General features: G+C 39.3%; 23 protein-coding genes. 10 read left to right on the top strand and 13 right to left on the bottom strand.

Going from position 1 to position 25,167, the window contains the following annotated elements; all coding sequences use genetic code 11:
• Positions 1-9: 9 nt before the first annotated feature.
• The 3 genes from RM541_RS11845 to holA form a co-directional block, all read right to left on the bottom strand.
• Positions 10-690 (bottom strand): metal-dependent hydrolase, encoded by a 681-nt coding sequence (locus RM541_RS11845; RefSeq protein WP_311500362.1) that lies wholly within the window; start codon positions 688-690, stop codon positions 10-12.
• Positions 691-775: 85 nt separating this feature from the next.
• Complete coding sequence (gene menA, locus RM541_RS11840; protein WP_311500361.1) at positions 776-1,678, bottom strand: 1,4-dihydroxy-2-naphthoate octaprenyltransferase; 903 nt, start codon at positions 1,676-1,678, stop codon at positions 776-778.
• 3 nt (positions 1,679-1,681) lie between these two features.
• Complete coding sequence (gene holA, locus RM541_RS11835; RefSeq protein WP_311500360.1) at positions 1,682-2,686, bottom strand: DNA polymerase III subunit delta; 1,005 nt, start codon at positions 2,684-2,686, stop codon at positions 1,682-1,684.
• A gap of 87 nt (positions 2,687-2,773) precedes the next feature.
• On the opposite strand from holA, the gene RM541_RS11830 reads away from it, so the two are divergent.
• From RM541_RS11830 to RM541_RS11820, 3 genes are all read left to right on the top strand, one after another.
• Positions 2,774-3,226 (top strand): type I restriction enzyme HsdR N-terminal domain-containing protein, encoded by a 453-nt coding sequence (locus RM541_RS11830; RefSeq protein WP_311500359.1) that lies wholly within the window; start codon positions 2,774-2,776, stop codon positions 3,224-3,226.
• 11 nt (positions 3,227-3,237) lie between these two features.
• On the top strand, positions 3,238-4,230 hold the full coding sequence (locus RM541_RS11825; protein ID WP_311500358.1) for a glycosyltransferase family 2 protein: 993 nt from the start codon (positions 3,238-3,240) through the stop codon (positions 4,228-4,230).
• A 91-nt stretch (positions 4,231-4,321) separates the two neighbouring features.
• Positions 4,322-5,170 carry an OmpA/MotB family protein gene (locus RM541_RS11820; protein WP_311500357.1) on the top strand — a complete coding sequence of 283 codons (849 nt, stop codon included), beginning with the start codon at positions 4,322-4,324 and terminating at the stop codon, positions 5,168-5,170.
• 389 nt (positions 5,171-5,559) lie between these two features.
• On the opposite strand, the gene RM541_RS11815 is transcribed toward RM541_RS11820, so the two are convergent.
• The 3 genes from RM541_RS11815 to RM541_RS11805 all read right to left on the bottom strand — a co-directional run bounded on the left by RM541_RS11815 (position 5,560) and on the right by RM541_RS11805 (position 8,829).
• Positions 5,560-6,180, bottom strand: coding sequence for an L-threonylcarbamoyladenylate synthase (locus RM541_RS11815; protein WP_311500356.1), 621 nt, complete (start codon positions 6,178-6,180; stop codon positions 5,560-5,562).
• Between the two features lie 49 nt (positions 6,181-6,229).
• On the bottom strand, positions 6,230-6,439 hold the full coding sequence (locus RM541_RS11810; RefSeq protein WP_311500355.1) for a hypervirulence associated TUDOR domain-containing protein: 210 nt from the start codon (positions 6,437-6,439) through the stop codon (positions 6,230-6,232).
• A gap of 71 nt (positions 6,440-6,510) precedes the next feature.
• Entirely contained in the window at positions 6,511-8,829 is a 2,319-nt protein-coding gene (locus RM541_RS11805; protein ID WP_311500354.1) for an ATP-dependent helicase, read from the bottom strand.
• A 192-nt stretch (positions 8,830-9,021) separates the two neighbouring features.
• Here RM541_RS11805 and RM541_RS11800 point away from each other — a divergent pair, with 192 nt between their 5' ends.
• The 4 genes from RM541_RS11800 to RM541_RS11785 are packed head-to-tail and all read left to right on the top strand — an operon-like array spanning position 9,022 to position 13,077.
• Complete coding sequence (locus RM541_RS11800; protein WP_311500353.1) at positions 9,022-9,570, top strand: DsrE family protein; 549 nt, start codon at positions 9,022-9,024, stop codon at positions 9,568-9,570.
• A 5-nt stretch (positions 9,571-9,575) separates the two neighbouring features.
• The gene (locus tag RM541_RS11795; RefSeq protein ID WP_311500352.1) at positions 9,576-10,853 is read left to right on the top strand and encodes an amidohydrolase; all 1,278 of its coding nucleotides are present in this window, start codon (positions 9,576-9,578) and stop codon (positions 10,851-10,853) included.
• Positions 10,854-10,855: 2 nt separating this feature from the next.
• Positions 10,856-12,502: an FMN-binding glutamate synthase family protein gene (locus RM541_RS11790; protein ID WP_311500351.1), complete on the top strand. Its 1,647-nt coding sequence runs from the start codon at positions 10,856-10,858 to the stop codon at positions 12,500-12,502.
• 56 nt (positions 12,503-12,558) lie between these two features.
• A complete protein-coding gene (locus RM541_RS11785) occupies positions 12,559-13,077 on the top strand; it encodes a DUF7935 family protein (RefSeq protein ID WP_311500350.1) in 519 nt (172 codons plus the stop codon).
• Here RM541_RS11785 and RM541_RS11780 read toward each other — a convergent pair.
• The 3 genes from RM541_RS11780 to RM541_RS11770 are packed head-to-tail and all read right to left on the bottom strand — an operon-like array spanning position 13,074 to position 17,164.
• Positions 13,074-13,997, bottom strand: a complete 924-nt coding sequence (locus RM541_RS11780; RefSeq protein WP_311500349.1) for a patatin-like phospholipase family protein — start codon at positions 13,995-13,997, stop codon at positions 13,074-13,076. The two genes, RM541_RS11785 and RM541_RS11780, sit on opposite strands and share 4 nt — an antisense overlap.
• Positions 13,997-14,899: a patatin-like phospholipase family protein gene (locus RM541_RS11775; protein ID WP_311500348.1), complete on the bottom strand. Its 903-nt coding sequence runs from the start codon at positions 14,897-14,899 to the stop codon at positions 13,997-13,999. Before RM541_RS11775 ends, RM541_RS11780 begins: the two co-directional genes overlap by 1 nt.
• The gene (locus RM541_RS11770; RefSeq protein WP_311500347.1) at positions 14,900-17,164 is read right to left on the bottom strand and encodes a M1 family metallopeptidase; all 2,265 of its coding nucleotides are present in this window, start codon (positions 17,162-17,164) and stop codon (positions 14,900-14,902) included.
• Here RM541_RS11770 and recG point away from each other — a divergent pair.
• The 3 genes from recG (at position 17,163) to RM541_RS11755 (ending at position 20,352) form a co-directional block, all read left to right on the top strand.
• Complete coding sequence (recG, locus tag RM541_RS11765) at positions 17,163-19,262, top strand: ATP-dependent DNA helicase RecG (RefSeq protein ID WP_311500346.1); 2,100 nt, start codon at positions 17,163-17,165, stop codon at positions 19,260-19,262. The genes RM541_RS11770 and recG overlap by 2 nt on opposite strands.
• Entirely contained in the window at positions 19,262-19,528 is a 267-nt protein-coding gene (locus RM541_RS11760) for a thioredoxin domain-containing protein (RefSeq protein WP_311500345.1), read from the top strand. Before recG ends, RM541_RS11760 begins: the two co-directional genes overlap by 1 nt.
• Positions 19,529-19,710: 182 nt before the next feature.
• On the top strand, positions 19,711-20,352 hold the full coding sequence (locus RM541_RS11755; RefSeq protein ID WP_311500344.1) for a peroxiredoxin: 642 nt from the start codon (positions 19,711-19,713) through the stop codon (positions 20,350-20,352).
• Between the two features lie 57 nt (positions 20,353-20,409).
• Here the strand turns inward: RM541_RS11755 and RM541_RS11750 are convergent, their stop codons facing one another.
• The 4 genes from RM541_RS11750 to RM541_RS11735 form a co-directional block, all read right to left on the bottom strand.
• Complete coding sequence (locus tag RM541_RS11750) at positions 20,410-20,955, bottom strand: YfiT family bacillithiol transferase (RefSeq protein WP_311500343.1); 546 nt, start codon at positions 20,953-20,955, stop codon at positions 20,410-20,412.
• A 116-nt stretch (positions 20,956-21,071) separates the two neighbouring features.
• Entirely contained in the window at positions 21,072-22,004 is a 933-nt protein-coding gene (locus RM541_RS11745; protein WP_311500342.1) for a peptidylprolyl isomerase, read from the bottom strand.
• Between the two features lie 132 nt (positions 22,005-22,136).
• A complete protein-coding gene (locus RM541_RS11740; protein ID WP_311500341.1) occupies positions 22,137-23,762 on the bottom strand; it encodes an amidohydrolase in 1,626 nt (541 codons plus the stop codon).
• Between the two features lie 93 nt (positions 23,763-23,855).
• Positions 23,856-24,980 carry a hypothetical protein gene (locus RM541_RS11735; protein WP_311500340.1) on the bottom strand — a complete coding sequence of 375 codons (1,125 nt, stop codon included), beginning with the start codon at positions 24,978-24,980 and terminating at the stop codon, positions 23,856-23,858.
• Between the last annotated feature and the right edge of the window lie 187 nt (positions 24,981-25,167).

Genomic DNA, 25,167 nt, shown 5'->3' with positions numbered 1-25,167 from the left:
TAATATGCATTATAATTCTATACTCTCTCCAATCTCAAGAAGCATCAGGTCCTTTCCTTTTTCGTAAAATTTCTTCTTTGCTTCTTCATGATCTATTTCGATGTAACCGAAAGTATCATAGTGACAGCCAAGAATTTTATCACATTCTACAAAATTACTTGCAATAATGGCATCGTCCACACCCATGGTGAAATTGTCGCCAATCGGGAGGACAGCAAGATCCAGTTTTGTAGTCATGGGAATTAGCTTCATATCCATTGTAAGCGCCGTATCCCCTGCTATGTATATATTTTTATGTTCTCCTTCTATCACAAAACCGCCGGGTTGCCCGCCATATTTCCCATCCGGAAAAGAGCTGGTATGAATTGCATTCACATATTTCACATTCCCAAATACAAAATCCCAACTACCGCCGTGATTCATAGGATGCACCTCAATACCTTTTTCTTCGTAATGATTGGCTATTTCAAAATTAGCTACGATTACTGCGCCGGTATTTTTAGCAATTTCTTCAGCATCAAGCGTATGATCCTGATGTGCGTGAGTTAGCAGAATATAGTCTGCCTTTAATTCTTTTATATTGATTTTATCCTTTGAAAGATCATTTCCGGTTATAAAAGGATCGACCAGAACATCGACCTCCCCTATTTTAAGTCCCAAACAATTTTGTCCGTAGAAAGTGATTTTCATAATTGAAGCATTTTCAGTTAGCGCCTAAAAATAAGGATTTGTCAAAAGATCTTAAGAAGGATTGGATATATAATTTTGTTAAAGCTCATAAAATCTGACCAATCCCGAAGAGTACCGCAGTTGCAAAAGTAGATAGCGCAAGACGCTTTAACTCCGGGTCCAGCAGAACAGGGTTTTTGTTCTCCTTTATTCTCTTTAAATGAAGCGAAAGTGGAATAAATGCCAATAGATAAATAAAATCATCAATACCTTCAAAATTCAGCAGTGTATAAGTGATCATCAAAATAAAAGCTGCAATTATGAGAAAATAATGATATTTCTTAGCTGCCTTTCCTCCTATTTTCACCACCAGAGTGTTCTTTCCGGCTTTCTTGTCAGACATTCGATCGCGCATGTTGTTCAGATTTAAAACTCCCGCACTAAATAACCCGAATGCTGAAGCGGGCAAAAACACATCCCATTCCATTTTATGGATATAAAGAAAAAATGATCCGTAAACCGCTACTATTCCGAAGAAAATAAAAACAAACAGGTCGCCAAGACCACGGTAGCCATATGCCGATTTTCCCACGGTATATTTTATTGCAGCGACGATAGCTCCTATACCCAGAAAGAAAAAGAAAAGCGCCGGAATAATATTTTCAGTTCCAAATGCGGCGTAGATTAATAAAATAGCCAGTACTAAAGTAAATACCGCTGTTATTATGATCCCAACCAGCATTTCTTTTTGGCTGATTATCCCGCTTTGTAAAGCTCGCATTGGCCCTACCCTATCTTCATTATCTGTTCCTTTTACGCCGTCTCCATAATCATTAGCGAAATTGGAAAGCACCTGCAGACCTAAAGTAGTAGCCAGGGCAAGACTAAAAATTGCAATATTAAAAAATCCTTTTTCTACAGCAATAGCTGTCCCAACAAGAATTCCCGAAAGGGAAAGTGGTAAGGTTCTTAGTCTGGCAGCTCCAACCCAGGAATTAATTTTCTTCATGAATTAGTGCATTATTTTTACCAGCAATTCCTTTAGTAGGTCGCCCTGTGAAACGTTTACAGATCCTACTCCTTTACTTTTTACATCGGTTTCATGCAACAGGCTAATCACACCGCTCACTTTTTTCATAGGATAATTCCTGGCGCCTGTAGTGTAATCGCTCACGAAATACGGATTAATCTTTAACTGTCGCGCCACGTTTCCTTTGGACTTATCTGAAAGTCCATGATATTGCAATAACTGGGAAAAGTAGGAGAACAACAGGGAAATGGTAACTACAAGAGGATTGTCCTTTGGATTTTGCGCAAAATAATTTATAATTCGGTGGGCCTTTAAAGTATCCTTCATTCCCACCGCTTTTCTTAGCTCAAAATTGTTAAAATCTTTACTTATTCCAATGTTCTCTTCTATTAATTCCGGAGTAATTTGTGTTCCTTCGGGAACTATTAACTGTAGTTTTTGCAACTCATTCTCAATTTTTCCAAGATCGTTCCCAAGGAATTCTACCAACATTTGTGCGCCCTTGGGTGAAATGCTGTAGTTTCTCGTTTTCAGCGTAGTCTGGATCCACTGTGCCACCTGATTCTCGTAGAGACGCTTGCTTTCAAAGATAACACCCGTTTTTGCTACGGCTTTGTAGAGTTTTTTCCGTTTATCGATCTTTTTGTACTTGTAGCACATTACCAGTGTGGTAGTAGGCTGCGGATTCTCTGCATAGGCCGTTAACTGCTCTATGGTCCTGGAAAGATCCTGCGCCTCCTTTACAATAATCACCTGCCGCTCTGCCATCATAGGATAACGTTTTGCATTGCTGGCGATCTCATCTATGCTCGTATCCCGCCCATACATCACAATCTGGTTAAAACCTTTTTCCTCCTCTTGCAGAACGTTATCTGCAATAAAATCGGCAATCTTATCTATATAATATGGCTCTTCGCCCATTAAAAAGTACACAGGTTCAATTTTTCCGCTCTGTATGCTGTTAACGATTTGCCTGGCTTCGTCCATTGGTAGATGTGGGGATCTTTTTATCCTTCCTGTTCTTTTCAGAATTTTTCACAGAAGGGTTATTTTTTCTTTCTTATTTTTGGCGCTATGCAAGAATTAAACTTTCCGCGGTATAGCTTTCGGTTCAAAAATACTCAAAATAAAACAGCTGTTTTTGACAAACTACGGAAAAAATTCATCATTCTTACTCCTGAAGAATGGGTGAGACAAAATTGTGTCCGGTTTTTGACTGAAGAAAAAAAATATCCGGAAAGTCTTATTAATGTTGAAAAACAACTAAAGCTGGGGGATCTGGTAAAGCGGTACGATATTGTGGTTTTTAATCCTGACGGTAACATTCATCTTATTGTAGAATGTAAAGCTCCAAAAATTAAAATAACTCAGGAAACTTTTGACCAGATTGCAAGGTATAATTTGAGCCTGAAGGCCACTTATCTTATGGTGACTAACGGAATTGATCATTATTATTGTCAGCTGGATTACAAGGCAGAAAAATATAATTTTCTGAAGGAAATACCCTTTTTTCAGAAAACCGAATAGTAAATGCAATTATGAAAACTGCAGTAGTCATCTTAAACTGGAACGGAAAAGAACTTCTGAAGCAATTCCTTCCCTCCGTCATTTCCCATTCTCCTGAAGCTACAGTCTATGTGGCAGACAATGCCTCTACAGATGATTCGGTTAAATTTCTACGGAAAAATTTTCCGCAAGTCAGCATTATTCAAAATAAAACCAACGGAGGTTATGCAAAAGGCTACAATGATGCGCTCCGCAACTTAGATGAAGATATTTATATTCTGCTAAACAGCGATATTGAAGTAACACCTGGCTGGCTAAAGCCGATAATTGCCATTTTTGAATATGCACCAAAAGTAGGAGCAGTACAACCTAAGATACTGGATTATAATAGTAAATCCTACTTCGAGTATGCAGGAGCTGCAGGAGGTTTTATTGACAAATACGCTTATCCCTTCTGCCGTGGAAGGATTTTTGACGAAATTGAGAAGGATAATGGCCAATATAATGATGATACGACCATCTTTTGGGCCAGTGGTGCCTGCCTTGCCATCCGAAAAGAGGCATTTTTGGCTGCCGGTGGTTTTGACGAGGATTTTTTTGCTCATCAGGAAGAAATTGACCTTTGCTGGAGGTTAAATAACCTTAATTACAGCATAAGGTTTGCCTCAAAATCCATAATCTACCACGTAGGCGGTGCTACTTTAAGCAGTATCAACCCTATCAAAACTTTTTTTAATTTTAGAAACAGTCTCTACTTAATTATTAAGAATGTACCGTCACCACAAGTATTTTGGGTTCTCTTTATACGAATGATACTGGATGGAATAGCTGCTTTCCGATTTTTGGGGCAGGGAAAGTTCAATCATTTTTTTGCAGTTTTGAGGGCACATTTGCATTTTTATTCTTCATTTTCAGCAATGAGAAAAAAAAGAAAAAATTTTCCTAAAAAAGAACAATATTATAAAATAGAATCCGTTGTGTATGCCCGCTATCTTCGAGGAAAGAAGATATTTGAGGAAATTTAAAAATCGACGCAAAGAAATGTTAAAATTACTTTATAAGAAAGTTTTTTTTTGATACTTTTGGGTCATCTAACATTAATAATATTTTCAAGTTATGAAAAAATTCATGCTTCTATCGGCAACAGCCGCTATTATGCTTTCTTCTTGTGTTTCTCAAAAGAAATATGCAGAACTGGAGACTAAGCAAAGAGAAACTCAGGATCAATTAAATACAGCTACTGTAAAACTTAACTCCTGTCTCGACGAGAAGGAAAGGTTAAATAGCCAAATATCAACTTTAAATAACACCAATGCAGCACTCTTGAACAACGTAGGAGATTTGGCTACTTTATCTAAAAAAGAAGCTGAAAATCTGGAGCGTTCTTTAGAGAGTATTAAAGAAAAGGATATGGCTATAAGCAGTATGCGTGATGCCATAAACAAGAAAGATTCTGTTACCCTTGCATTGGTTACCAGCCTTAAAGGTGCTTTAGGTAATATTAATGATGAGGATATCGAAATTAATGTTGAAAAAGGAGTTGTTTATGTATCCATTTCAGATAAGTTATTATTTGACAGTGGACGCTACAACGTGACCAACAGAGCAAAGGAAGTTCTTGGAAAAGTTGCTACCGTAGTTAAAAACAAGCCGAACATCGAGTTTATGGTTGAAGGTCATACCGATGATAAGCCAATTAGCAGCGGAGTTATTGAAGATAACTGGGATCTTAGTGTAAAGAGAGCTACTTCTGTAGTCAGAGTTCTCCAGGATGAGTTTGGGGTTGAGCCAGCTCGTATGACTGCTGCCGGTAGAAGTTACTACGTTCCTGTAGCAACAAACGAAACTGCTGAAGGCCGTGCTAAAAACAGAAGGACTCGTATCGTAGTGCTTCCTAAACTTGATCAATTCTATGGAATGATTGAAGAAGGAATGAAAGAAGCAAATGCAGCTTCTCAAAACTAAAGGAGTTTAAAATATAATTACGAAAGCCCCGCAATTTGCGGGGCTTTTTTATTGATTAATTTTCTAATGGTTCTCCGTATATATTCTGTTAAAGCTAATAATTGCTGGATATATGCATTTAATCTAAAATATCCTACGGAACCCCTCTCCAGAGACTTGAAGCAGCACGTTTAGGCTATGAACTAGCCCAAGGTGCACAAAAGCAAGGTCATATTTTAACTCAGGATGAAGTTCACGAAGCTTTTGTTTCTGTTGTTGAAAATATTGTAAGTACAACAACTGCAAAAAAGTAAAAGATAAAAATCTTTTAAAAATAAAGCCTTCTGATCTTGTCAGAAGGCTTTATTTTCTTTGAAAGATTAGTTAGATTAGTTCTCTCAAGGCTGCTTTTACATAATCTCTATACTGCCTTTTCCTTCCCGTATAACCTCCGGAGTTGCCGTAGTTAAATCAATTACCGTGGAAGGAATATTATTACCAAAACCACCGTCAATTACTATATCTACAAGATGATTCCATTTTTCCTTTATAAGCTCAGGATCTGTGGTATATTCCAGGACCTCATCATCATCTTTTATCGAAGTGGATACAATAGGATTGCCTAATCCCGATACTAAAGCTTTACATATATTATTATCTGGAACTCTAATCCCGACGGTTTTCTTTTTCTTAAAGACGTTTGGGAGATTGTTGTTCCCGGGGAGGACAAAAGTATAAGGCCCAGGCAGACATCTTTTCAAAATTTTAAACGTAGCAGTGTCTATTTGTTTTACGTAATCTGAAAGATTGCTGAGATCCTCACAAATAAAGGAGAAATTAGCCTTATCTAATTTTATGCCCTTTATCTGTGCAATTTTTTCAAGTGCTGCAGTATTTGTAATATCACATCCCAAACCGTAGACGGTGTCTGTGGGGTAGATTACTAATCCCCCATTTCTCAAGGTATCTACCACCTTTTTTATTTTATTTGCTTCAGGATTTTCATTGTATATTCTTAGTAATTCCGCCATAGATCCAATTTTTATTATTAGTTTTTCTCTTTCCGGTTCCTGGTAAAATTTACATTTTTTCTACCTCCTTTTCGAGTTTTAAAACCTTGCTCCCGTCTTCCTGTTCAATATACAATGCTTTATTACCTTCTTCCCCGTTCCTGGTAATTTTACTTCCATTAATGGTTTTGGTCACCTTCTCATTAAAAGTAGAAACCACCTTTCCTTCTGCTGTTCCATTTCCCCACTTCCAGGAGACCTTGCTTCCTTCCCTTATCATTTTTTCTTTTGAATATAAAAATAATGAGATAGAAAAAAGCCTCTATAACAGAAGTTTAACTGAAAATTATCCTAAGAAAGTAGCTTAAGCTTTGCAAAACGGAGTAGTAAATTTTTAATTCCACCATTCTCAAAGTCGATCTCTGCTTTCTGGTCCTGCCCCACTCCTTCTATTTTCAAAACCTTTCCTTTTCCAAAGCGCATGTGCTCCACTTCATTCCCTTCTGCCAGATTTACTGTTTTAGTAGCTTTTGCCGGTTCTGATGCAGCCGGTTTTAATTTCCGAAGCTTCTGAAGCTGCTGCTCGGTTGGTTTATGTGCCGGCGGTGGGGTTCCTTTCTTTGGTTTTGTTTGCCTAAGTTTACTCTTGTCTACTTCTCCAAAAATGTCGGTATCGATAAGCGGCTTGTATTTGTAATCATCCTGCGGAACAAGATAATCCAGAAATTGATCGTCTATTTCTTCAATAAACCTGCTAGGCTCGGCATCTACAAGTTTACCCCAGCGATACCGGGACTGTGTATAAGTTAAGTATGCCTGGGTTTCTGCACGGGTGAGGGCTACGTAGAATAAACGACGCTCCTCTTCAAGTTCGCTTCTGGTGTTCATACTCATTGATGAAGGAAATAAATCTTCCTCAAGACCTACAATGTAGACATAGGGAAATTCAAGTCCTTTGGCAAGGTGAATCGTCATAAGCGCTACGCGGTCTTCATCTGAAGTATCCTTGTCCATATCTGTCGCCAATGCTACATCCTCCAAAAATTCGGCTAAAGAACCGGAAGAATCTGCCAGTTCCTTTTGCTCCTCCACAAAATCTCTGATTCCGTTTAAAAGTTCTTCAATATTTTCAATCCTGGCGACACCTTCCGGAGTACCGTCCTTTTTCATTTCCTGAACAAGACCTGTTTTCTTAGTAACAGTATCTGCAACCACAAAAGCATCTGCATTTTCGCTAAGGATGGTGAAGCTTTTAATCATATTCACGAAATTCTCCAGCTTATTTCGTGTACTTTTATTGATCTTCAGATCCAGGTGATCCAGATTTTCTATTACCTCAAAAATTGATTTGCCATATTGATTTGCAGCTATACTAAGCCGGTCCATTGTTGTTTGTCCTATTCCGCGGGCGGGAAAGTTAATGATCCTCTTTAGCGCTTCTTCATCTTTGGGGTTTATGAGCAACCTTAAATAAGAAAGAATATCCTTTATCTCCTTCCGCTGGTAAAATGATAGTCCGCCGTAAATTCTGTAAGGAATATCCCGCTTCCGCAGTGCATCTTCCATGGCCCTGCTCTGTGCATTAGTCCTATAGAGAATTGCAAAATCTCCATTGGATAACTGATTCTGCATTTTGGTTTCAAAAATAGAACTTGCTACAAAACGTCCTTCTTCCCCATCGGTAAGCAGACGGTTCACGACGATTTTAGGACCATCATCATTGGCCGTCCATACAACTTTTTCAAGCTTGGTCTTATTTTTGTCAATTATTGAGTTGGCAGCATTAACAATGTTCTTTGTAGAGCGGTAATTTTGCTCCAATCTGTACATTTCCACATTTTCGTAATCTTTCTGAAAATTGAGGATATTATTAATGTTTGCTCCCCGAAATGCATAGATACTCTGTGCATCATCACCCACCACACAAATATTCTGAAACTTATCTGAAAGCGCTTTTACAATCAGGTATTGGGAATGGTTGGTATCCTGGTACTCATCCACCAAAATATACCTAAACCTGCTCTGATATTTGTGCAACACTTCAGGAAAACGATTCAGTAATTCGTTTGTTTTCAGCAGTAAATCATCAAAATCCATAGCGCCCGCCTTGAAACATCGTTCCACATAAGCCTGATAAATTTCCCCCATTCTGGGTTTTTTGGACATGGCATCTGCTTCCTGCAATTCGGGATTCTGAAAATATGCTTTTACGGTAATCAGGCTATTCTTAAAAGAAGATATCCTGTTATAGACCTGTTTATATTTATAAACATCCTTATCCAGGCGCATATCCTTAATAACTGCCCTTATGACACTCTGAGAATCCTGCGTATCGTAAATGGTAAAATTTGAAGGATAACCTAATTTGTCCGCTTCAAATCGTAGAATTTTGGCAAAAATGGAGTGAAAAGTCCCCATCCATAAATTCTTTGCTTCGCTACTACCAACAATTTTGGAAATACGGTTTTTCATTTCCCGTGCCGCCTTATTGGTAAAGGTAAGCGACAAAATGTTAAAAGGATCCACTCCCTGGCTCATCAGGTAGGCAATTCTGTAAGTAAGCACCCGCGTTTTTCCTGATCCTGCACCCGCAATAACAATCATTGCACCGTCTTTTTGCAATACCGGCGCACGCTGCGCTTCGTTTAATTCAGCTAAATAAGATTCCACTTTTCCTCCTTCTTTTAAGGCGTGAATTTAACCAAAAAAGCACGTTTACAAAAACAGGAAGTCCCTTCTTATAAATAAAAGCTATATGAATAATTATGAGCCGTTCCATATTTTGAATATCTTTAGATAAATGGGTGCCTTTTGTCGGCATTTCAAGGTGGAGATATTACAGAAAAGAAAAATTGCTGTCTCATGAAGAACTATATGCTGATAATTGCCATTTTTCTATCTCAACTTTTTTTCGCCCAGGAACTGGCACAAAAACGTCTTATAGAAGAATATGGAGACAGTTATGAAATACCTTTTGCTGAATTTAGAACCGATACTCTCGCGCTGCTAAAAGTAGTTTTTGATGTGAGCAGACCTTCAGAGAATCAACAAGAGCCAAATGAAATTTTTGTAGCGGCTGCTCGCTTTCTCAATATGCACTATAATGCAGGAGCAAATCCAAATAATCTCAAGATTGCGCTGGTTGTCCATGGAGCTGCCGCCAATGATGTTCTTAATAGTGAAGCTTTTTTGAGAAGAACCGCAACCGCTAATAATATCATTAATCCTAACGAAGAATTATTAACAGCGCTGGCAATGGAAGGGGTGGAAATTATTCTCTGCGGGCAAACCGCAGTTTACCGGGACATTAAACAACATGAGGTTCACCCGGAAGTAAGATTTTCACTTTCTGCAATGACAGCGCTGGTCCAGCTCCAAAAAGACGACTATTATTTAATCAATTTTAATTAGTAAATATGAAATACAGGTTATTTTCAGCTTTTCTATTTATCAAATGTGGATTATTGGCACAACCCGATCTCCAAATAAATAAACAAATTGAAGAAATCGAAGACAAAGTAATCGAATGGCGCAGAGACTTTCATCAAAACCCTGAACTCTCCAACAGAGAATTTAAGACCGCTGAAAAAATAGCAGCTCATCTGGAACGACTTGGAATGGAGGTACAAACTGAAGTCGCAAAAACCGGAGTGGTAGGTATCCTAAAGGGAGATTACCCGGGAAAGACCGTTGCGCTTCGTGCAGATATTGATGCCCTGCCCGTGACCGAAAGGAATGATCTTCCTTTTAAATCTAAAGTTACCACAGAATTTTTAGGTTCTGAAACCGGTGTTATGCACGCTTGTGGCCACGATACACATACCGCTATTCTTATGGGTGTTGCTGAAATTTTATCAGATCATAAAGACAAAATTAACGGCACAGTGAAGTTTATTTTTCAGCCTGCAGAAGAGGGAGCGCCACCCGGGGAAGAAGGTGGTGCGGCTTTGATGATAAAAGAAGGTGTGCTGAAAAATCCTGATGTTGATGCCATTTTTGGTTTACATATAGATTCTGAAGTTCCTGTGGGGACGATTACATACAAACCTGAAGGTATCATGGCAGCCGTGGAACGTTTTGTAATTGATGTAAAAGGGACGCAAACACACGGTTCCCAGCCCTGGTCCGGAACCGATCCTGTAATGATTTCAGCAAAAATTATTGACGGACTCCAAACAATTATTAGCCGCGAAGCTAAACTAACCGATGCTGCGGCAGTGATCACCGTTGGAAAAATTTCTGGAGGTGTACGTTTCAACATTATACCGGAATCGGTAGAAATGATTGGAACCGTGAGAACGCTGGATCAAGATATGAAGGAGCTTATTCTAAAAAGAATGAGAGAGATGGTACCTACCATTGCTAAGGCTTATGGCGCTGAAGCCACTATAGAATTCGAGAACAAAACTTCAATTACTTATAACGAACCCCAACTCACCCAACAAATGCTGCCGACACTTCAGGAAGTCGCGGGAAATGAAAATGTAAAACTGGTGAAAGCTACCACCGGAGGCGAGGATTTCTCATTTTTTCAGGAAAAGGTTCCGGGTTTATATTTTTTTCTTGGAGGAAAACCATTACATTCCGACGAGCCTGCACCTCATCATACTCCTGACTTTTTTATAGATGAAAGCGGGTTACTATTGGGCGTGAGGGCTATGTCACAATTGGCGTTGGATTATTTAAATGAATGATGATGAACGGAATTTTAGATTTTTTAGGATCAATTAGCTGGTGGGGTTGGATATTAATTTTCCTGGTTTTAATAGCTATAAAAGATATTTTTTTTAACAAAACTCATATTATAAAACATAACTTTCCGGTAGTGGGTAACCTTAGGTACCTATTAGAGAGTATTGGACCGGAGCTGCGACAGTACATTGTCGCCAGCAACAGGGAAGAACTCCCATTTAACCGCGGGGAACGCGGCTGGATCTATGCATCTTCCAAAAATGAAAATAATTATGAAGGTTTTGGTACCGATCGGGATATCTATGGCAATCATTACATTTTTGTAAATAATGCGCTGATGCCCTTTAGGATGGACAAAGACCATCACAACCATAAAGACCCCACCTTTATTGCCTGTGCAAAGGTAATGGGCCTTTATCACAAACGACGACGCCCCTTTCGCCCTGCTTCAATTATTAATGTTTCGGCAATGAGCTTTGGCTCTCTCTCTGCCAGGGCCATAGAATCTTTAAACCGCGGATGTAAAAAGGCAGCAGCTTTTCATAACACCGGAGAAGGCGGACTCTCTAACTACCATAAAACGGGAGCAGATGTGGTCTACCAAATTGGCACAGCATATTTTGGTGTAAGGGATGACAATGGGAATTTTTGTCTTGAAAAACTTGTGGCACTCGTAGACGAAAATCCGCAGATCAGGGCTATCGAAATAAAACTTTCCCAGGGAGCAAAACCGGGAAAAGGCGGTGTTTTACCTGCATCAAAAATAACTCAAGAAATTGCTGATATAAGGCATATTCCAGTCGGTAAAGATGTGCTTTCCCCTCCAAACCATACTGCCTTTGGAAATACAGAAGAACTTGTAGAGTTTATTGAAAAAATAGCAGAAGCCACAGGATTACCTGTAGGAATTAAGTCTGCCGTAGGACAGCTCAAGCAATGGGAAGAACTGGCAGATATTATGCAGGAGACAGGAACCGGACCCGATTTTATAAGCATAGATGGTGGCGAAGGTGGTACAGGAGCGGCGCCACCAAGTTTTGCAGATCATGTCTCCCTACCTTTTATTTACGCATTTTCTGATGTCTACAGGATATTTTTAAAGCAGGGAATTACAGACAGGATAGTATTTATTGCCAGTGGGAAACTTGGCTTTCCCGGGAAAGCAGCCATGGCCATGGCATTGGGAGCAGACTGTATAAGCGTCGCACGGGAAGCCATGTTGAGTATTGGTTGCATCCAGGCGCAGGTGTGCCATAATAACACCTGCCCCAGTGGTGTCGCTACCCAAAATAAATGGCTGCAATCGGGAATTAACATTAAAGATAAATCTGAACGGGTGAATTACTACTTCACAAAATTCCGAAAAGAACTTCTGGAAATCACCCATGCCTGTGGATATGAACATCCATGCCAGATAGACATGAGTGATGTGCAAATAAATCTAAGTGACAAAACCCTTGTTGCCACCTTAGAGGTTACTTTTTGCTATCAAAAGAGCAAAGTCGATTTCACCTCTGTTCAGGAGCACGTAGATTCACCGTATCTAGGCGGAAAAACAAAGGCCAAAGAAGTTACAACAAAAGAAGCTGAAACGGAAGATACTTCAGTTTACGACAAGAATAAACGTACCAAGACAGAAGATAAAGCCTGATTTTAGTTACTTTTGGCAGCTTTCGGGGTTTAATTAACTAAGACTAGATTTTTTATATGAATGAAGATTTTACACAGCTTCTTTTCAGTATTCTTCCTGCTATTATAGTAGGTGCCGTTGCTTTTTATTTTTTTCATACTAATTCCAAAAACGAAGAATCCAGAAGAAGATTTCTGCTACACCGAGAGAATCAAAAGACTGCGCTTCCCATGAAATTTCAGGCCTATGAGCGAATGACATTATTTTTGGAACGGATTTCCCCTGGAAAGATTCTATTCAGGATAAAACCTGTAAACAACGATTCTAATGCATATGCCAATTTGCTGATCAATACTATAGAACAGGAATTTGAACATAACCTGGCACAACAAATCTATATAACAGCAGATTGTTGGGATTATATTAAAACAGCAAAAAATGCCACAATAGGTTTAATACGGAAAGCTGCTTCGAGAGAAGAAGTAAAAAATGCAGATAAATTAAGAGAGGTGATTCTTACGTCACTTATTGAAAAACAAGCCCCAACAGATGCGGCTCTGGCTTTTATTAAAAAGGAAGTTAGTAGGATTATTTAAAAAGAGAACCGACTAAAGAATCCTCTTGATTTCTTTTTCTCCTCATTTCTGGCCTTTGCATAATCAAACCCCTGCTGCCACCAATCCCTCATTGCTTTCTTATTAAAAACCAGAGAATTTTCAGTGAGTTTAGTGGGCGTATAGTAAATATTCAGTTTTACCTGTTTATTAAGTGCTGCAAGCTTCCCTTCAATAATATCATGATATTCCACCTGGTCCAGCAAAAATCCGAAAAGATTCATCATTAAAGAAAAAGGATTTTTCCCCAACACTTTATTGTACTCCATATTTTCGGCCTCCAGAATAATGGCATCTATTTCTTTAGCACCACGTTTTACAGCTTCCCGAATAGGAACCACGCAGCCCAGACCGCCATCAGCATACTCACAGTTGTCCTTTGTAGCAAGGCTCATAAAAGGAATATAATTACAACTTATCCAGATCCAGTCACAAAAATCATCATAAGAAAAGTCATGAATAGATTTATATTCCACCCGGTTTTTGGAAAGATTGGAAACAGTCACCACAACATCTTTGACTTTTGACTTTAGTGAATTAAAATTCTCTTCGGTAAAATGAATTCTGATGTGCTTCTTCAGGTTTTTGCTTTCACCAAACGTACGTTTTCGTTTAACGAATTGCCAAAACATGTTGAAATAATTAATGGTAATATATTCGCGGCCATCTTTTTTCCTTACAATAAAAGGATTGACGCTAAAAATTTTATGCTGATCTACGTTGGTATAAATCTCATGTACTTTTTGAATATTCCCATCGGCAAGATGAGGAATTAAAAGGCTTCCCGTAGAAGTTCCCAAAAAAAGATCGTATTTCTTTTTCTCTTCTTCTATAAGATATTGTGCTACCCCTCCGGCAAAAGCTCCTTTACTACCACCTCCCGATATTACCAGTGCCCGCATTAAACTTCTATTTGATTAACTTCTTCAGTCTTCAATTTAGCATAATCATAGCCACTCTTCCACCAGACCTTCATTTTCTTCTCGTCAAAAATAAGGGAATTGGTAGTTAATACTGTGGGAGTATAATAAAAATTAATGATCACATCTTTATTCGCTGCTGCAAATTTTCCGATTTTAATATTCTGATGTTCGATCCTGTCCAGCATAAACTGAAATAAAGTTGTTATTAGAGAAAAGACATTCTTTGAAGGCATCCGGTTTAAATAATTCACTTCAGTCTGCAGGATAATAGCATCAATTTCGGTCGCACCACGTTTAATCGCTTCTTCTATAGGAACCATGGATCCCAAACCCCCATCGGCATATTCGCAGCCTTCCTTTTGCACTAAACTCATAAACGGAGTATAATTTCCTGAAATCCAGATCCAGTCGCAAAAATCTTCGTAGTTAAAATCTTTGATGGACTTATATTCCACATCGTTCAGTGATAAATTGGAAACGGTAACGACTATGTTCTTTGCGCTTTGCTTTAGCTCTTCAAATTCTTCAGGGGAAAGCGTTTCTTGGATCAGTTTCCTTAGATTTTTACTTTCGCCGAAGGATTTTCTTCCTTTTAGAAGATTCCGGAGTACATTGAAATGATTGATGCTAATTTGATCAAAACCGTGTTTTCTTTTAATCAAAAAAGGACGATTGCTAAAGATGTCCGATTGTTTTACTGAAGTAAAAACATCCTGAATTTTTTCGGTTTTATTGAGTGCGAGATGCGAAATAAGCAGGCTTCCGGTAGAAGTGCCAAGGTAAAGATCGTAATCCCGGTCCAGTTCCTTTATAAGAAATTGCGCCACACCACCTGCAAAAGCGCCTTTGCTGCCTCCTCCTGAGATCACGAGTGCCTTCATTTAATCGTTTAATTTTGTCTGTAGAAATTCCCGTTGCTTCTCCGGAACTTCATCAGCTAAAGATTGAATTTTTTTTCGGTAATCCTCTTGCTTCATAAGTTCTTCCAGCAATTTTCTACAATAATTCTGGAAACTCGACGTATGATGCTGCGTTCCCTGCAGCAAACCTTTCAGGTTCTTATCTGTAAATGCATTAAGCTGATAAAGGTAGCCGAAGGCATTTTGACGCGTTCCAAAATGATGATATTCTGAAGTATAACTGCTTAATTGCTGAAAAATTTCCTGGTTTCCTTCCGGCTGATAATTTGGCGTCGCCAGGTTTAAAGCTAACCATAAAGTTTCGACATTTTTGTCCATAAATCCGGTTATTCCTTTAATTTTTTCAAGGAAGGAACTTCGCGCTTCAGGAAACTGCATCCACAAATTATACAGCGCGGTTTCTTTGGTGAGATATGAATCATCTTCCAGAAGTGAAATATATTCCGACTTTAATTCTGAAGGAATTTGATCCATACTCGTTGCAATAGCCTGCCTTACATAGAGATTATTCGTTTCAAAGGCTTTTTCATAAAGCATTTTAGCTTCTTCTGAAGTATTTCCGGCCAGTTGAAAAACCACTTCCTGACCTATATAATCATTAACCGGAAAATTTAATGCAGCATTTAAATTGGCAAATTTCTGACTTATCGGAACTTCCCGCAAGCCGGCAATGGCAAGATAATCTGTAATAAATTGGGATTTCCTCAGCGAGTTTAAAGCATCGGTTGCTTTAAAAGCCGATTGTTTTAGCCAGTTTTCAATAAAACCTGAAAGATCCTGACCTGAAGTCTTTTCAACTTCAGCAATAAAATTATCGGTAGTGACTATACTGAATTTATACTGATTCAAATAATTTCTCACCGCCTCATTAAAAGCCTCTTCCCCTACTCTTTCCCTCAAAATATGTAGTGCCCAGGCTCCTTTTTGATAAAAAGTAAGCGAACTCGCCTTAGGATTTAAAACCGACTCGCCTTTGCCGGCGTCACTCAAATCTTTTAACTGTTCTGCACTTTCGTATAATTTCCAGTAATAATATTCTTCGCCAAAAATTTGCTTTTCGGCCAGCAGCGCATAAAAAGTAGCAAATCCCTCGTGCAGCCAGTGATCTTTGCTTCCGGTTTCTGTAACCAGATTGCCAAACCATTGGTGCGCCAGTTCGTGAGCATTCACATTTACGTAATTGCGGTCGTTAAAACCTGTAGAATCCACCACAAAAACATTGGAAAATATCGTCGTTCCAGTATTTTCCATTCCCGCATATAAGAAATCCTGGACCGGCACCTGCTTGTAATTTTGCCATGGATAATCCACACCAATTTCCTGCTCCAGGAAATCAAATATCTCTTTAGAATAGCGGTAAGTTGGTTCTACTTTTAAAGAATCTTCAGGTTCATAATAAAGCAGCATTTCTACTCCGGAAGTACTTACTTTTTCCTCTTTTCGATAATCTCCCGCAGCAACGGCCACCAAATAACTGCTCATTGGCTGCTCCATATCGAAACTCCATTGTATAATAGAATCGTTTAAAATCTTTTTATCCTGAAGCACTCCGTTGGCAATAATTTCATAGCCCGGCCTAAACCTAAACTGCAGGTCGAAAATTGCCTTTTCCTGCATGTCATCAAAACTCGGCAACCAGTGCGAAGTATATTTTCCCTGCCCCTGCGTCCAAACCTGCCGTGGCGCATTTACAGCTTCTGGAGCATTCCAATTAATGAAATACATGGTCTGTTTTGGGGTTGCAGCATACTTCAGCTTGAGTTTGTTTCCTTCAGAAGGTCGAAAATTGCCATTTATCCATAGTCGCCTGCCACTATTGCTGAATTCAGCGCTCTTCCCATTCAGCATTACCTCTTCAAAATCCATATTATGAGCATCGATGAAGATGGAATCTGTAAACTGAAGAATTTCGAACAAATATTCGACTTCCCCCGCTACTTTTTCCTCTTCCGGAAGAATAGTTACCGTTGCATTGACGTTTTTGAAGTCAACATCCTGAATTTGATCTAAGAATTCTGAATTTTGAGCGATTCCCGTTATAGAAATTAGAAAAAACAGGCCTTGGAAAATCTTTTTCATGCTGAAGGTTACAATAAAGTTTAAATTTACAAAAATATGAAGGGCCAAAACTGATGATGCCTCAAAAATGGCAATTTTCGTCCTACTGTAAATCCCCTTCCTATCTCCTCCCGAAATTTTAGCGGGATTTAATATCTTCGTTTCCATGAAGCCCAACATCCTGCAAACGCCCATAGATTACCTGAAAGGAGTAGGTCCCGGTCGCGCCGATTTGCTGCGGAAGGAGCTTGGCATTCATACTTATCAGGATCTTCTTAATTTTTTTCCGAATCGTTACCTCGATAAAACCCGATTTTACAAGATTTCCAGCCTGGAAAAAACGTCTGCAGAAGTACAAATTGTCGGAAAAATCACCCACCTTAAAACCGTTGAACAAAAACGCGGAAAAAGGCTCGTCGCCGATTTTGTGGATGATACCGGCAAAATGGAACTGGTTTGGTTTAGAGGGCACAAATGGATTCGTGAAAATCTGAAAATTAATACTCCCTATGTGATTTTTGGGAAAACCAACTGGTTTAATGGCATGTTTAGTATGCCGCACCCGGAAATGGAGCTGGTTGAAGAGTACAAAAAACAGCTGCGCACCGCGATGCAGCCTGTCTACCCTTCTACAGAATTGCTGGCGAAGAAAGGCGTGAGTAACCGGATGATCAATAAGATCATGCAACAACTTTTCCTGGAAACCAACGGAAAATTTTACGATACGCTTACCACTGGAATCCGGGAGGAACTAAAACTTATTCCTAAAGCAGAAGCGCTATTTAACGTGCACTTTCCGAAGAGCCAGGAGCTGCTGGCAAAAGCACAATTCCGGTTAAAATTTGAGGAATTATTCTATATCCAGTTGCAGTTGCTCATAAAGAACATGCTTCAGAAAAAGAAGATAAAGGGATTTGTTTTTGATCAGATAGGTGAGAATTTCGGTAATTTTTATAAGGAACATCTTCCTTTTGAACTTACCAATGCTCAAAAACGGGTAATTAAAGAAATACGCAGTGATCTTGGCAGCGGCGCACAAATGAATCGGTTACTACAAGGAGATGTAGGATCTGGAAAAACCATTGTTGCTTTAATGTCTATGCTAATCGCGCTCGACAACGGCTTCCAGGCCTGTTTAATGGCGCCGACAGAAATATTGTCTATTCAGCATTACCAGGGGTTAACGGAACTATGCAGCGAGTTGAACATCAGCATCTACCTTCTAACCGGTTCCACAAGAACAAAGAAGCGAAGAGAAATTCATGAAAAGCTTGAAAATGGGGAAATAAATATCCTTATAGGTACACATGCATTACTGGAAGATAAAGTAAAATTTAAAAATCTTGGACTCGCGATTATTGATGAGCAGCATAGGTTTGGAGTTGCCCAAAGATCGAAATTGTGGAAAAAAAATCACCTGCCTCCACACATCCTGGTTATGACCGCTACCCCAATTCCCCGCACACTGGCGATGAGCCTTTATGGCGATCTTGATATTTCGGTTATAGATGAATTGCCGCCGGGACGAAAGCCGATAAAAACCGTGCATCGCTATGATAGTAACCGGCTGAAGGTTTTTCGATTTATTAAAGAAGAAATTCAGAAAGGCAGGCAAATTTATATTGTTTATCCGTTGATCCAGGAATCTGAAAAAATGGACTACAAAGACCTGATGGATGGCTACGAAAGTATTGCAAGAGAGTTTCCTGATAATCAGATTTCGATTGTCCACGGACAAATGAAACCGGCAGACAAAGACTACGAAATGGACAGGTTTGTGCGCGGAGAAACAGATATTATGGTAGCAACTACGGTGATTGAAGTTGGTGTGAACGTGCCGAATGCCAGTGTAATGATTATCGAAAGCGCAGAACGTTTTGGGCTTTCGCAACTGCACCAGTTACGGGGTCGGGTTGGCCGGGGCGCAGAGCAAAGTTTTTGTATTCTTATGACCGGACATAAACTTTCCAACGACAGCAAAACCCGCTTACAAACCATGGTAAGTACCAACGACGGATTCGAAATTGCCGAAGTAGATTTAAAACTCCGTGGTCCCGGAGACATGATGGGCACGCAGCAAAGCGGAGTCCTTAATTTAAAGATTGCAGATATTGTGAAGGATAACGATATTCTTAAAACTGCAAGACATCATGCGCTGCAAATCCTGAAAGAAGATCCGGATCTCGCTTTAGAAAAAAATGCCGTTCTAAAATACACCTACGCTCAACTCGTGAAGCATAAAAATATCTGGAATTATATAAGCTAATGTTATTGGATTGCTTTGTTCTAGGAAGAAAAGAGAAACAGGTATCCACAGGATCACCCGGTTCTAATGAAGCAGTATTCTTTTCTGTATTGTACGATAAAACACAGGAAGTGCCGCAAGCTTACAAAGCGGCATGTACTCCAGAGTTCTCTTTATTTAATGATGAAATAAAGCTTATTTACAGAGGTCGGCTTAATAATTCCAGCACCGGAAACGGGATTCTGGAAAAGGACGGGATCTTCGGGAAGCCATGGATGCTGTGTTAAATAACCGAAAAGTTTCTCTATTTCAAAAGTCCAGAATTGATTGTAATATTAAGTGGAAAGAATAATTTCTTGTCACAAATAGAAAAGACTTATTTAGCTTCAGGTATTTCCTATCGGCTTACTAAGTTTTTCAGTTTATTTTTGTTTAATTTTATTACTTCAACACTAAAAGAGATATAGATATGAGCGACTTAAAATTAGGAGACAAAGCACCAAATTTTGATGCAGAAACATCTGAAGGTAAAATTAACTTTTATGACTTTCTGGGAGATGGATGGGGAATATTATTCTCCCACCCTGCAGACTATACACCAGTTTGTACTACAGAACTTGGAGTTACAGCCAAGTATAAAGATAAATTTGAGAAGCGTGATGTAAAAGTCATGGCTTTAAGTGTAGACGGAGTAGAGTCTCATAAGGGCTGGATAGAAGATATTAACAGCACGCAGAACACTACTGTAAATTTTCCAATTATTGCAGATGAAGACAGGAAAATTGCCAATTTATATGGTATGATTCATCCAAAAGCAGATAACACCCTTACGGTAAGATCTGTTTTCATTATAGCTCCTGATAAAACAATCAAGCTAATGATCACTTATCCTGCAAGTACAGGAAGAAACTTCGACGAGTTGTTGCGGGTAATTGATTCCTTACAATTAACGGCAAATCATAAAGTAGCAACACCTGCAAACTGGAAAAGTGGTGAAGATGTTGTGATAAGTCCTGCCATTTCCAGCGAAGATGCTAAAAACATTTTCCCAAAAGGATTTAAAGAGGTAAAACCTTACCTAAGAATGACTCCGCAACCGGACGCGAAATAGAGAATAACCAAGTATATTAAAGATAAAAGCTGCATGAAAAATTTCATGCAGCTTTTTTTATATCCAATCCCTTCTTTTCATCAGGTGCTCTATATGCGCGCAATGATGACGGCAGTGCCAGGAATACATTGCAAGACAATTTAGAAGACGAACTTCTTTCTTACTCTCAGGATGGCGAAAAGTCCTGTAAAAATCATTTTGCTGCATTCCTTCAAGTAAAAATACCCATCTTGCATGCAGGGCTTTTAAATAATCCAGAGAAAGAGATACCGGAGCTTCTTTACTGTCAAAAAGTGCAGCATAGGCTTTTTCATCATACGCCTTTATCAACGGATTATCCTCTGTTAAAGCCCATTTAAACCGAATATACGCATGACTGTGGCTATCTGCCATGTGATGCACCAATTGTCTTATAGTCCAGCCGCCCGGTCGGTAGGTTGTATCGAGTTGATCGTCTTCCAGATTTTTCACCAGGTTTTGAAGCCCTTCAGGACAGCCTGCAATATCTCCTATCCAGTCCTGAACATAATTTTCAGGACGGCACTCCGGAAAATACAATTTCCCGATAGGATATTTTAATAATTCCAGTTGCTCTGAAGTCATTCTTAAAGATAAAAAAACGTGCTGAAAAAATCAGCACGTTTTGTCTTCAAAATTTTTGATCATCACAATAAACTGTAGTTCGATATTTGCCATTTTTCGGCACGCATCAAATTCAGCTATTTCACATCCATAAGTTCTACATCAAATACCAAAGCAGCATTTGGTGGAATCACTCCTCCTGCTCCACGTTCTCCGTAGCCAAGATGCGAAGGAATTACAAACCTTGCCTGGTCACCAACCTGTAGCATCTGGATACCTTCGTCCCAGCCTTTAATCACGTGACCCTGTCCAATAGGAAATTCGATTGGTTCTTTCCTTTTATAAGAAGAATCGAAAACGGTTCCATCGGTCAGCATTCCTTTATAATGTACAGAAACAGTCTTTCCTTTTTCAGCTTTTGCCCCGTTTCCTTTTTTCTCGATTTTATACCTTAATCCGCTATCAGTTTTTTCAAAACCCTGTGAAATTTCACCTAAAAGTTCTTCCTGTTGCTTTTTTGCAGCCGCTTCACGTTCTGCTTTTGCCCCGTTAAATTGTCTGAAAGATTCTACGGCATTAAAATTTTTAGCAGCTTCTCCTTCTCTTATAATTTCCAGTTTTTCGATCTTATCTCCCTGGGAAATTTTATCGACAACTTCCTGTCCTTCCACTACATTTCCAAAAACAGTATGTTTCCCGTCCAGCCATGGAGTTGCGCCATGAGTGATAAAAAACTGACTACCGTTGGTTCCCGGGCCGGCATTGGCCATAGAAAGTGTTCCCGGCGAGTTGTGTTTAAGATCAGGATGTATTTCATCCTCAAACTGATATCCCGGCCCTCCGGAACCTGTTCCTTGCGGATCTCCACCCTGCACCATAAAATCTGGAATCACACGGTGAAACTTTAATCCGTCGTAGTAAGGTTTTCCCTGGGGAATTGCATCATTTTCTATGTTTCCTTCAGCCAGACCAACAAAGTTTCCAACTGTTCCAGGAGTTTTCTCAAATTCTAAATTGACTAAAATCTCACCTTTTGAAGTGTGAAATTTAGCATATAAACCATTATCCATTTCTTCTGTTTTTTTATTGAAGTGCAAAGATACCGAAATAAAATATTAAGGTTAAAGGTTGATTGAAAAACAGCCTTCAAACCTGTCTGAAATGTTTTTTCCAAAGCGAAACTGCCTAAGTACATTAAATCACTAATACACCTTCTCCCCATTCACATAAGTTCCAAGCACCTTTATTTTCGGAATTTTTTCAGCTTCCACTTTCATAATATCCTTATCTAGAACTATAAAATCTGCAAATTTACCTTTTTCAATACTGCCTTTTTCATCTTCTTCAAAATTACTGAAAGCTGCCCAGATGGTCATTCCCCGCAAAGTTTCTTCCCGGGAAAGTGCCTCTTTCGCCATAAATCCTCCTTCCGGATAATTTTCAGTATCCTGACGTGTTACAGCAGCATAAAAAGTTAGAAACGGACTAACCTCTTCCACCGGAAAATCTGTTCCCAGGGCAATTATTCCAGCCTGGTCCAGCAATTTTTTATAAGCGTAAGCTCCTTCAAGGCGTTCTTCACCCAATCGCTCTTCAGCCCAGTACATATCACTTGTAGCATGTGTTGGCTGTACAGATGGAATTATATTTTTACTGAAATATTTAAAATCTTCTTCATCAATTACCTGCGAATGTTCAACCCGCCATCTCCTGTCTTCGCTCTCACTTAGCAACTCAGCATAGGTTTTTAATACAAGAGAATTCGCCGAATCACCGATCGCATGGGTATTTAACTGAAACTCTGAACCAGCTATTTTTCTTGCCGTCTCCTCAAAATCTTCAATTGGGGAAAGCAACGCACCAAAGTGTGCCGGCCTGTCGGTATATTCTTCTTTTAAAGCAGCTCCTCTCGATCCTAAAGCACCATCTCCATAAAATTTAAACGACCGCACATTTAATCGCTCAGTTTTATAAAGTCCTTTCTTTAAAAAAAAATCCAGGTTCTCTTCGGTGTTGCTGATCATTGCATAAATACGGATCTTCAAATCACCCTGTTCCTGAAGCTTATCTATTAATTCTATCGTGCTTTTGTCGATTCCGGCATCGTCTACGGTGGTAAGGCCATATTCAAAGCATATGTCCTGGGCTGCCAGCAAAGCTGCAGTTTGTTCTTCTGTGGTCGGTTCTGGTTGAGCATTGGTAACGAGGCTCATTGGATTATCTACAATTATCCCGGTAAGCCTGCCGTTTTTTTGCTCAATATCACCCCCTTCAAAAGGAGTTTCCGCAGTAATTCCGGCAGCATCCAGGGCAGCCTGATTAGCGAGTAATGCATGACCGTCTATTCTTGTTATCGCTATGGGAGTATCGGGAAACAGCCTGTCCAGCGTATCCTTTACAGGAAATTCCTTCTCCTTCCAGTCATTCTGATCCCAGCCTCTTCCGGTTATAAAATCTGATCCGGTTTTCTGCTGAAACTCTACAATTCTTGTAACTACGTCTTCAAAACTTTCAGTTCCTGTAAGATCTACCCGATTTTGCTGAAGTCCCAGTCTGTAGAAATGTGCATGGGCATCTATAAATCCGGGAAAAACAGCTTTTCCTTCAGCATTAAAAGTTTCTGCGTACGTATATTTCTCCTGAAGTTCTTCGGAAGAACCAATCGCCAGAAACTTTCCATCCTTCACTACAAACGCTTCTGCTTTACTGAAGTTATTATCTACAGTATATACTTCAGCATTAAAAACCAACAGGTCTGCTGATTCTTTTTCTTCTGAACATGCTGTAGAAACTACCGCAAGAATCAAAATGATTAAAATCTTTTTCATTTATTCGTTTTGTGTAAAAATAAAAAATACGCCCGATGAAGGGCGCATTTTCAGAATTATATATTCATTTACCAGTTTAAGCTTGTAGGATGCTTAAAATCCCATCGCTTCCCCAATAGCAGAACGAATATCGGGATTTGCAGCTGCGGCCAATGCAACTGACACAAAGAGCCCAATCATTGCATAAGAGAAATCTTTGAAAATCATTACTCCGGCTTTTTTGCGGTGCTTTTTTCCTTTCTTTTTACGTGCAAGGCTAATAGCAATTTCGCGTCCTCCAATCACCCCGAGGAAAACCCATGTTGTACTCATTGGGACAGTACTTATAAATAGCTTATAAATAAGCATCACCACATAGATTAAATCTACCAGCGTAGCCGCCCGGATATCAGAAATTCGGGTTTTTTCACTTACCACCTGCTGAATTTTGTCACCGCGCAAGTAAAACAAAAGACCAAGTCCCAGGAATATGGTTAGAGCAAATACCGTAAATTGAAAAACATCCAGCTGCCTTGGGAGAAACACGGCAATGTTTGCACCATCCTGCATTACCCAGACACCCCAAAGTGTACCACTCACAATCCATTGAGTGATAGTCCAGCTGTTATTAAATTTCCTGCTTTTAAAGTATTTTCTAATAAAGTTATATGATAGGTACCACACCAAAAATGACAGTACAAACGCCATTATATAACCGGTCCAGCTTTTCCATACCACAGAGGTAATTCCCGAAGTATCTGCACTAAAAACACTTAGGATAAGGAAAGTCGTGGAAACCGGCATCCGTAACCTCGTCAAAATCAATAAGATCAACGGAGCTATAATCTGGAAGAAACTAAATTGCTCAGGATGAGGATATGGTGTGCTTCCATCGGGTTTGGTAAGCCGCTGAAATGTGACATCTCCGTCGTACTGAAACCAGCTCCAGGTAACTACGCCCAGAAAAATAGTTCCAACATAGAGCCACAAAACCCACCATTGCTTTTTTTTATTGCTTTCAATAAAAGTTCCAAGGGACTGGATACTATCGTTTGCTACAGTTGCATACGCTGCAAAAAAGAAGCCCAGCCACATCGCGGCCCGGGTGTTACCAGTGAAAATTCCGGCCATTATAATCCCGATTATGATAATTGCCAGGAAAGTCTTTTCCTGCACTAAGAAATCGAGGATATTTAAGTAGGGTCGATCGCGGTTAATCCGCCTGAATTTCTTTGCCATTTAGAATTTTTGATTACTTTTTAATTCGGATTTAATTTTTGTTTTTCCGGGTGCAATATTAACTCAATTTTAAGTTTCCAATGTTTACTAATTGTTAAGTAATGGAATTTGCTCAAGATAACAAATTTCTGAAAAGCAATAACTTAAGCCGAAAAGGCCGAAAATTGGCAAATTAGTCTTATCATTA

This window comes from Autumnicola psychrophila, assembly GCF_031846645.1.
GTDB classification, from domain to species: Bacteria; Bacteroidota; Bacteroidia; order Flavobacteriales; family Flavobacteriaceae; genus Autumnicola; species Autumnicola psychrophila.
Note: the sequence above shows the minus strand (reverse complement) of the source record. Positions and strands in the feature narration are given on the sequence as shown.

Bases quoted from the DNA above. Each gene is read 5' to 3' on its own strand.
- RM541_RS11790 (WP_311500351.1), top strand. From the start codon at position 10,856: ATGAACGGAATTTTAGATTTTTTAGGATCAATTAGCTGGTGGGGTTGG.
- RM541_RS11745 (WP_311500342.1), bottom strand. From the start codon at position 22,004: ATGGATAATGGTTTATATGCTAAATTTCACACTTCAAAAGGTGAGATT.
- RM541_RS11830 (WP_311500359.1), top strand. From the start codon at position 2,774: ATGCAAGAATTAAACTTTCCGCGGTATAGCTTTCGGTTCAAAAATACT.
- RM541_RS11795 (WP_311500352.1), top strand. From the start codon at position 9,576: ATGAAATACAGGTTATTTTCAGCTTTTCTATTTATCAAATGTGGATTA.
- RM541_RS11755 (WP_311500344.1), top strand. From the start codon at position 19,711: ATGAGCGACTTAAAATTAGGAGACAAAGCACCAAATTTTGATGCAGAA.
- RM541_RS11815 (WP_311500356.1), bottom strand. From the start codon at position 6,180: ATGGCGGAATTACTAAGAATATACAATGAAAATCCTGAAGCAAATAAA.
- holA (WP_311500360.1), bottom strand. From the start codon at position 2,686: ATGGACGAAGCCAGGCAAATCGTTAACAGCATACAGAGCGGAAAAATT.
- RM541_RS11775 (WP_311500348.1), bottom strand. From the start codon at position 14,899: ATGAAGGCACTCGTGATCTCAGGAGGAGGCAGCAAAGGCGCTTTTGCA.
- menA (WP_311500361.1), bottom strand. From the start codon at position 1,678: ATGAAGAAAATTAATTCCTGGGTTGGAGCTGCCAGACTAAGAACCTTA.
- RM541_RS11800 (WP_311500353.1), top strand. From the start codon at position 9,022: ATGAAGAACTATATGCTGATAATTGCCATTTTTCTATCTCAACTTTTT.
- RM541_RS11770 (WP_311500347.1), bottom strand. From the start codon at position 17,164: ATGGAAACGAAGATATTAAATCCCGCTAAAATTTCGGGAGGAGATAGG.
- RM541_RS11780 (WP_311500349.1), bottom strand. From the start codon at position 13,997: ATGCGGGCACTGGTAATATCGGGAGGTGGTAGTAAAGGAGCTTTTGCC.
- RM541_RS11785 (WP_311500350.1), top strand. From the start codon at position 12,559: ATGAATGAAGATTTTACACAGCTTCTTTTCAGTATTCTTCCTGCTATT.
- recG (WP_311500346.1), top strand. From the start codon at position 17,163: ATGAAGCCCAACATCCTGCAAACGCCCATAGATTACCTGAAAGGAGTA.
- RM541_RS11820 (WP_311500357.1), top strand. From the start codon at position 4,322: ATGAAAAAATTCATGCTTCTATCGGCAACAGCCGCTATTATGCTTTCT.
- RM541_RS11825 (WP_311500358.1), top strand. From the start codon at position 3,238: ATGAAAACTGCAGTAGTCATCTTAAACTGGAACGGAAAAGAACTTCTG.
- RM541_RS11810 (WP_311500355.1), bottom strand. From the start codon at position 6,439: ATGATAAGGGAAGGAAGCAAGGTCTCCTGGAAGTGGGGAAATGGAACA.
- RM541_RS11750 (WP_311500343.1), bottom strand. From the start codon at position 20,955: ATGACTTCAGAGCAACTGGAATTATTAAAATATCCTATCGGGAAATTG.
- RM541_RS11845 (WP_311500362.1), bottom strand. From the start codon at position 690: ATGAAAATCACTTTCTACGGACAAAATTGTTTGGGACTTAAAATAGGG.
- RM541_RS11735 (WP_311500340.1), bottom strand. From the start codon at position 24,980: ATGGCAAAGAAATTCAGGCGGATTAACCGCGATCGACCCTACTTAAAT.
- RM541_RS11760 (WP_311500345.1), top strand. From the start codon at position 19,262: ATGTTATTGGATTGCTTTGTTCTAGGAAGAAAAGAGAAACAGGTATCC.
- RM541_RS11740 (WP_311500341.1), bottom strand. From the start codon at position 23,762: ATGAAAAAGATTTTAATCATTTTGATTCTTGCGGTAGTTTCTACAGCA.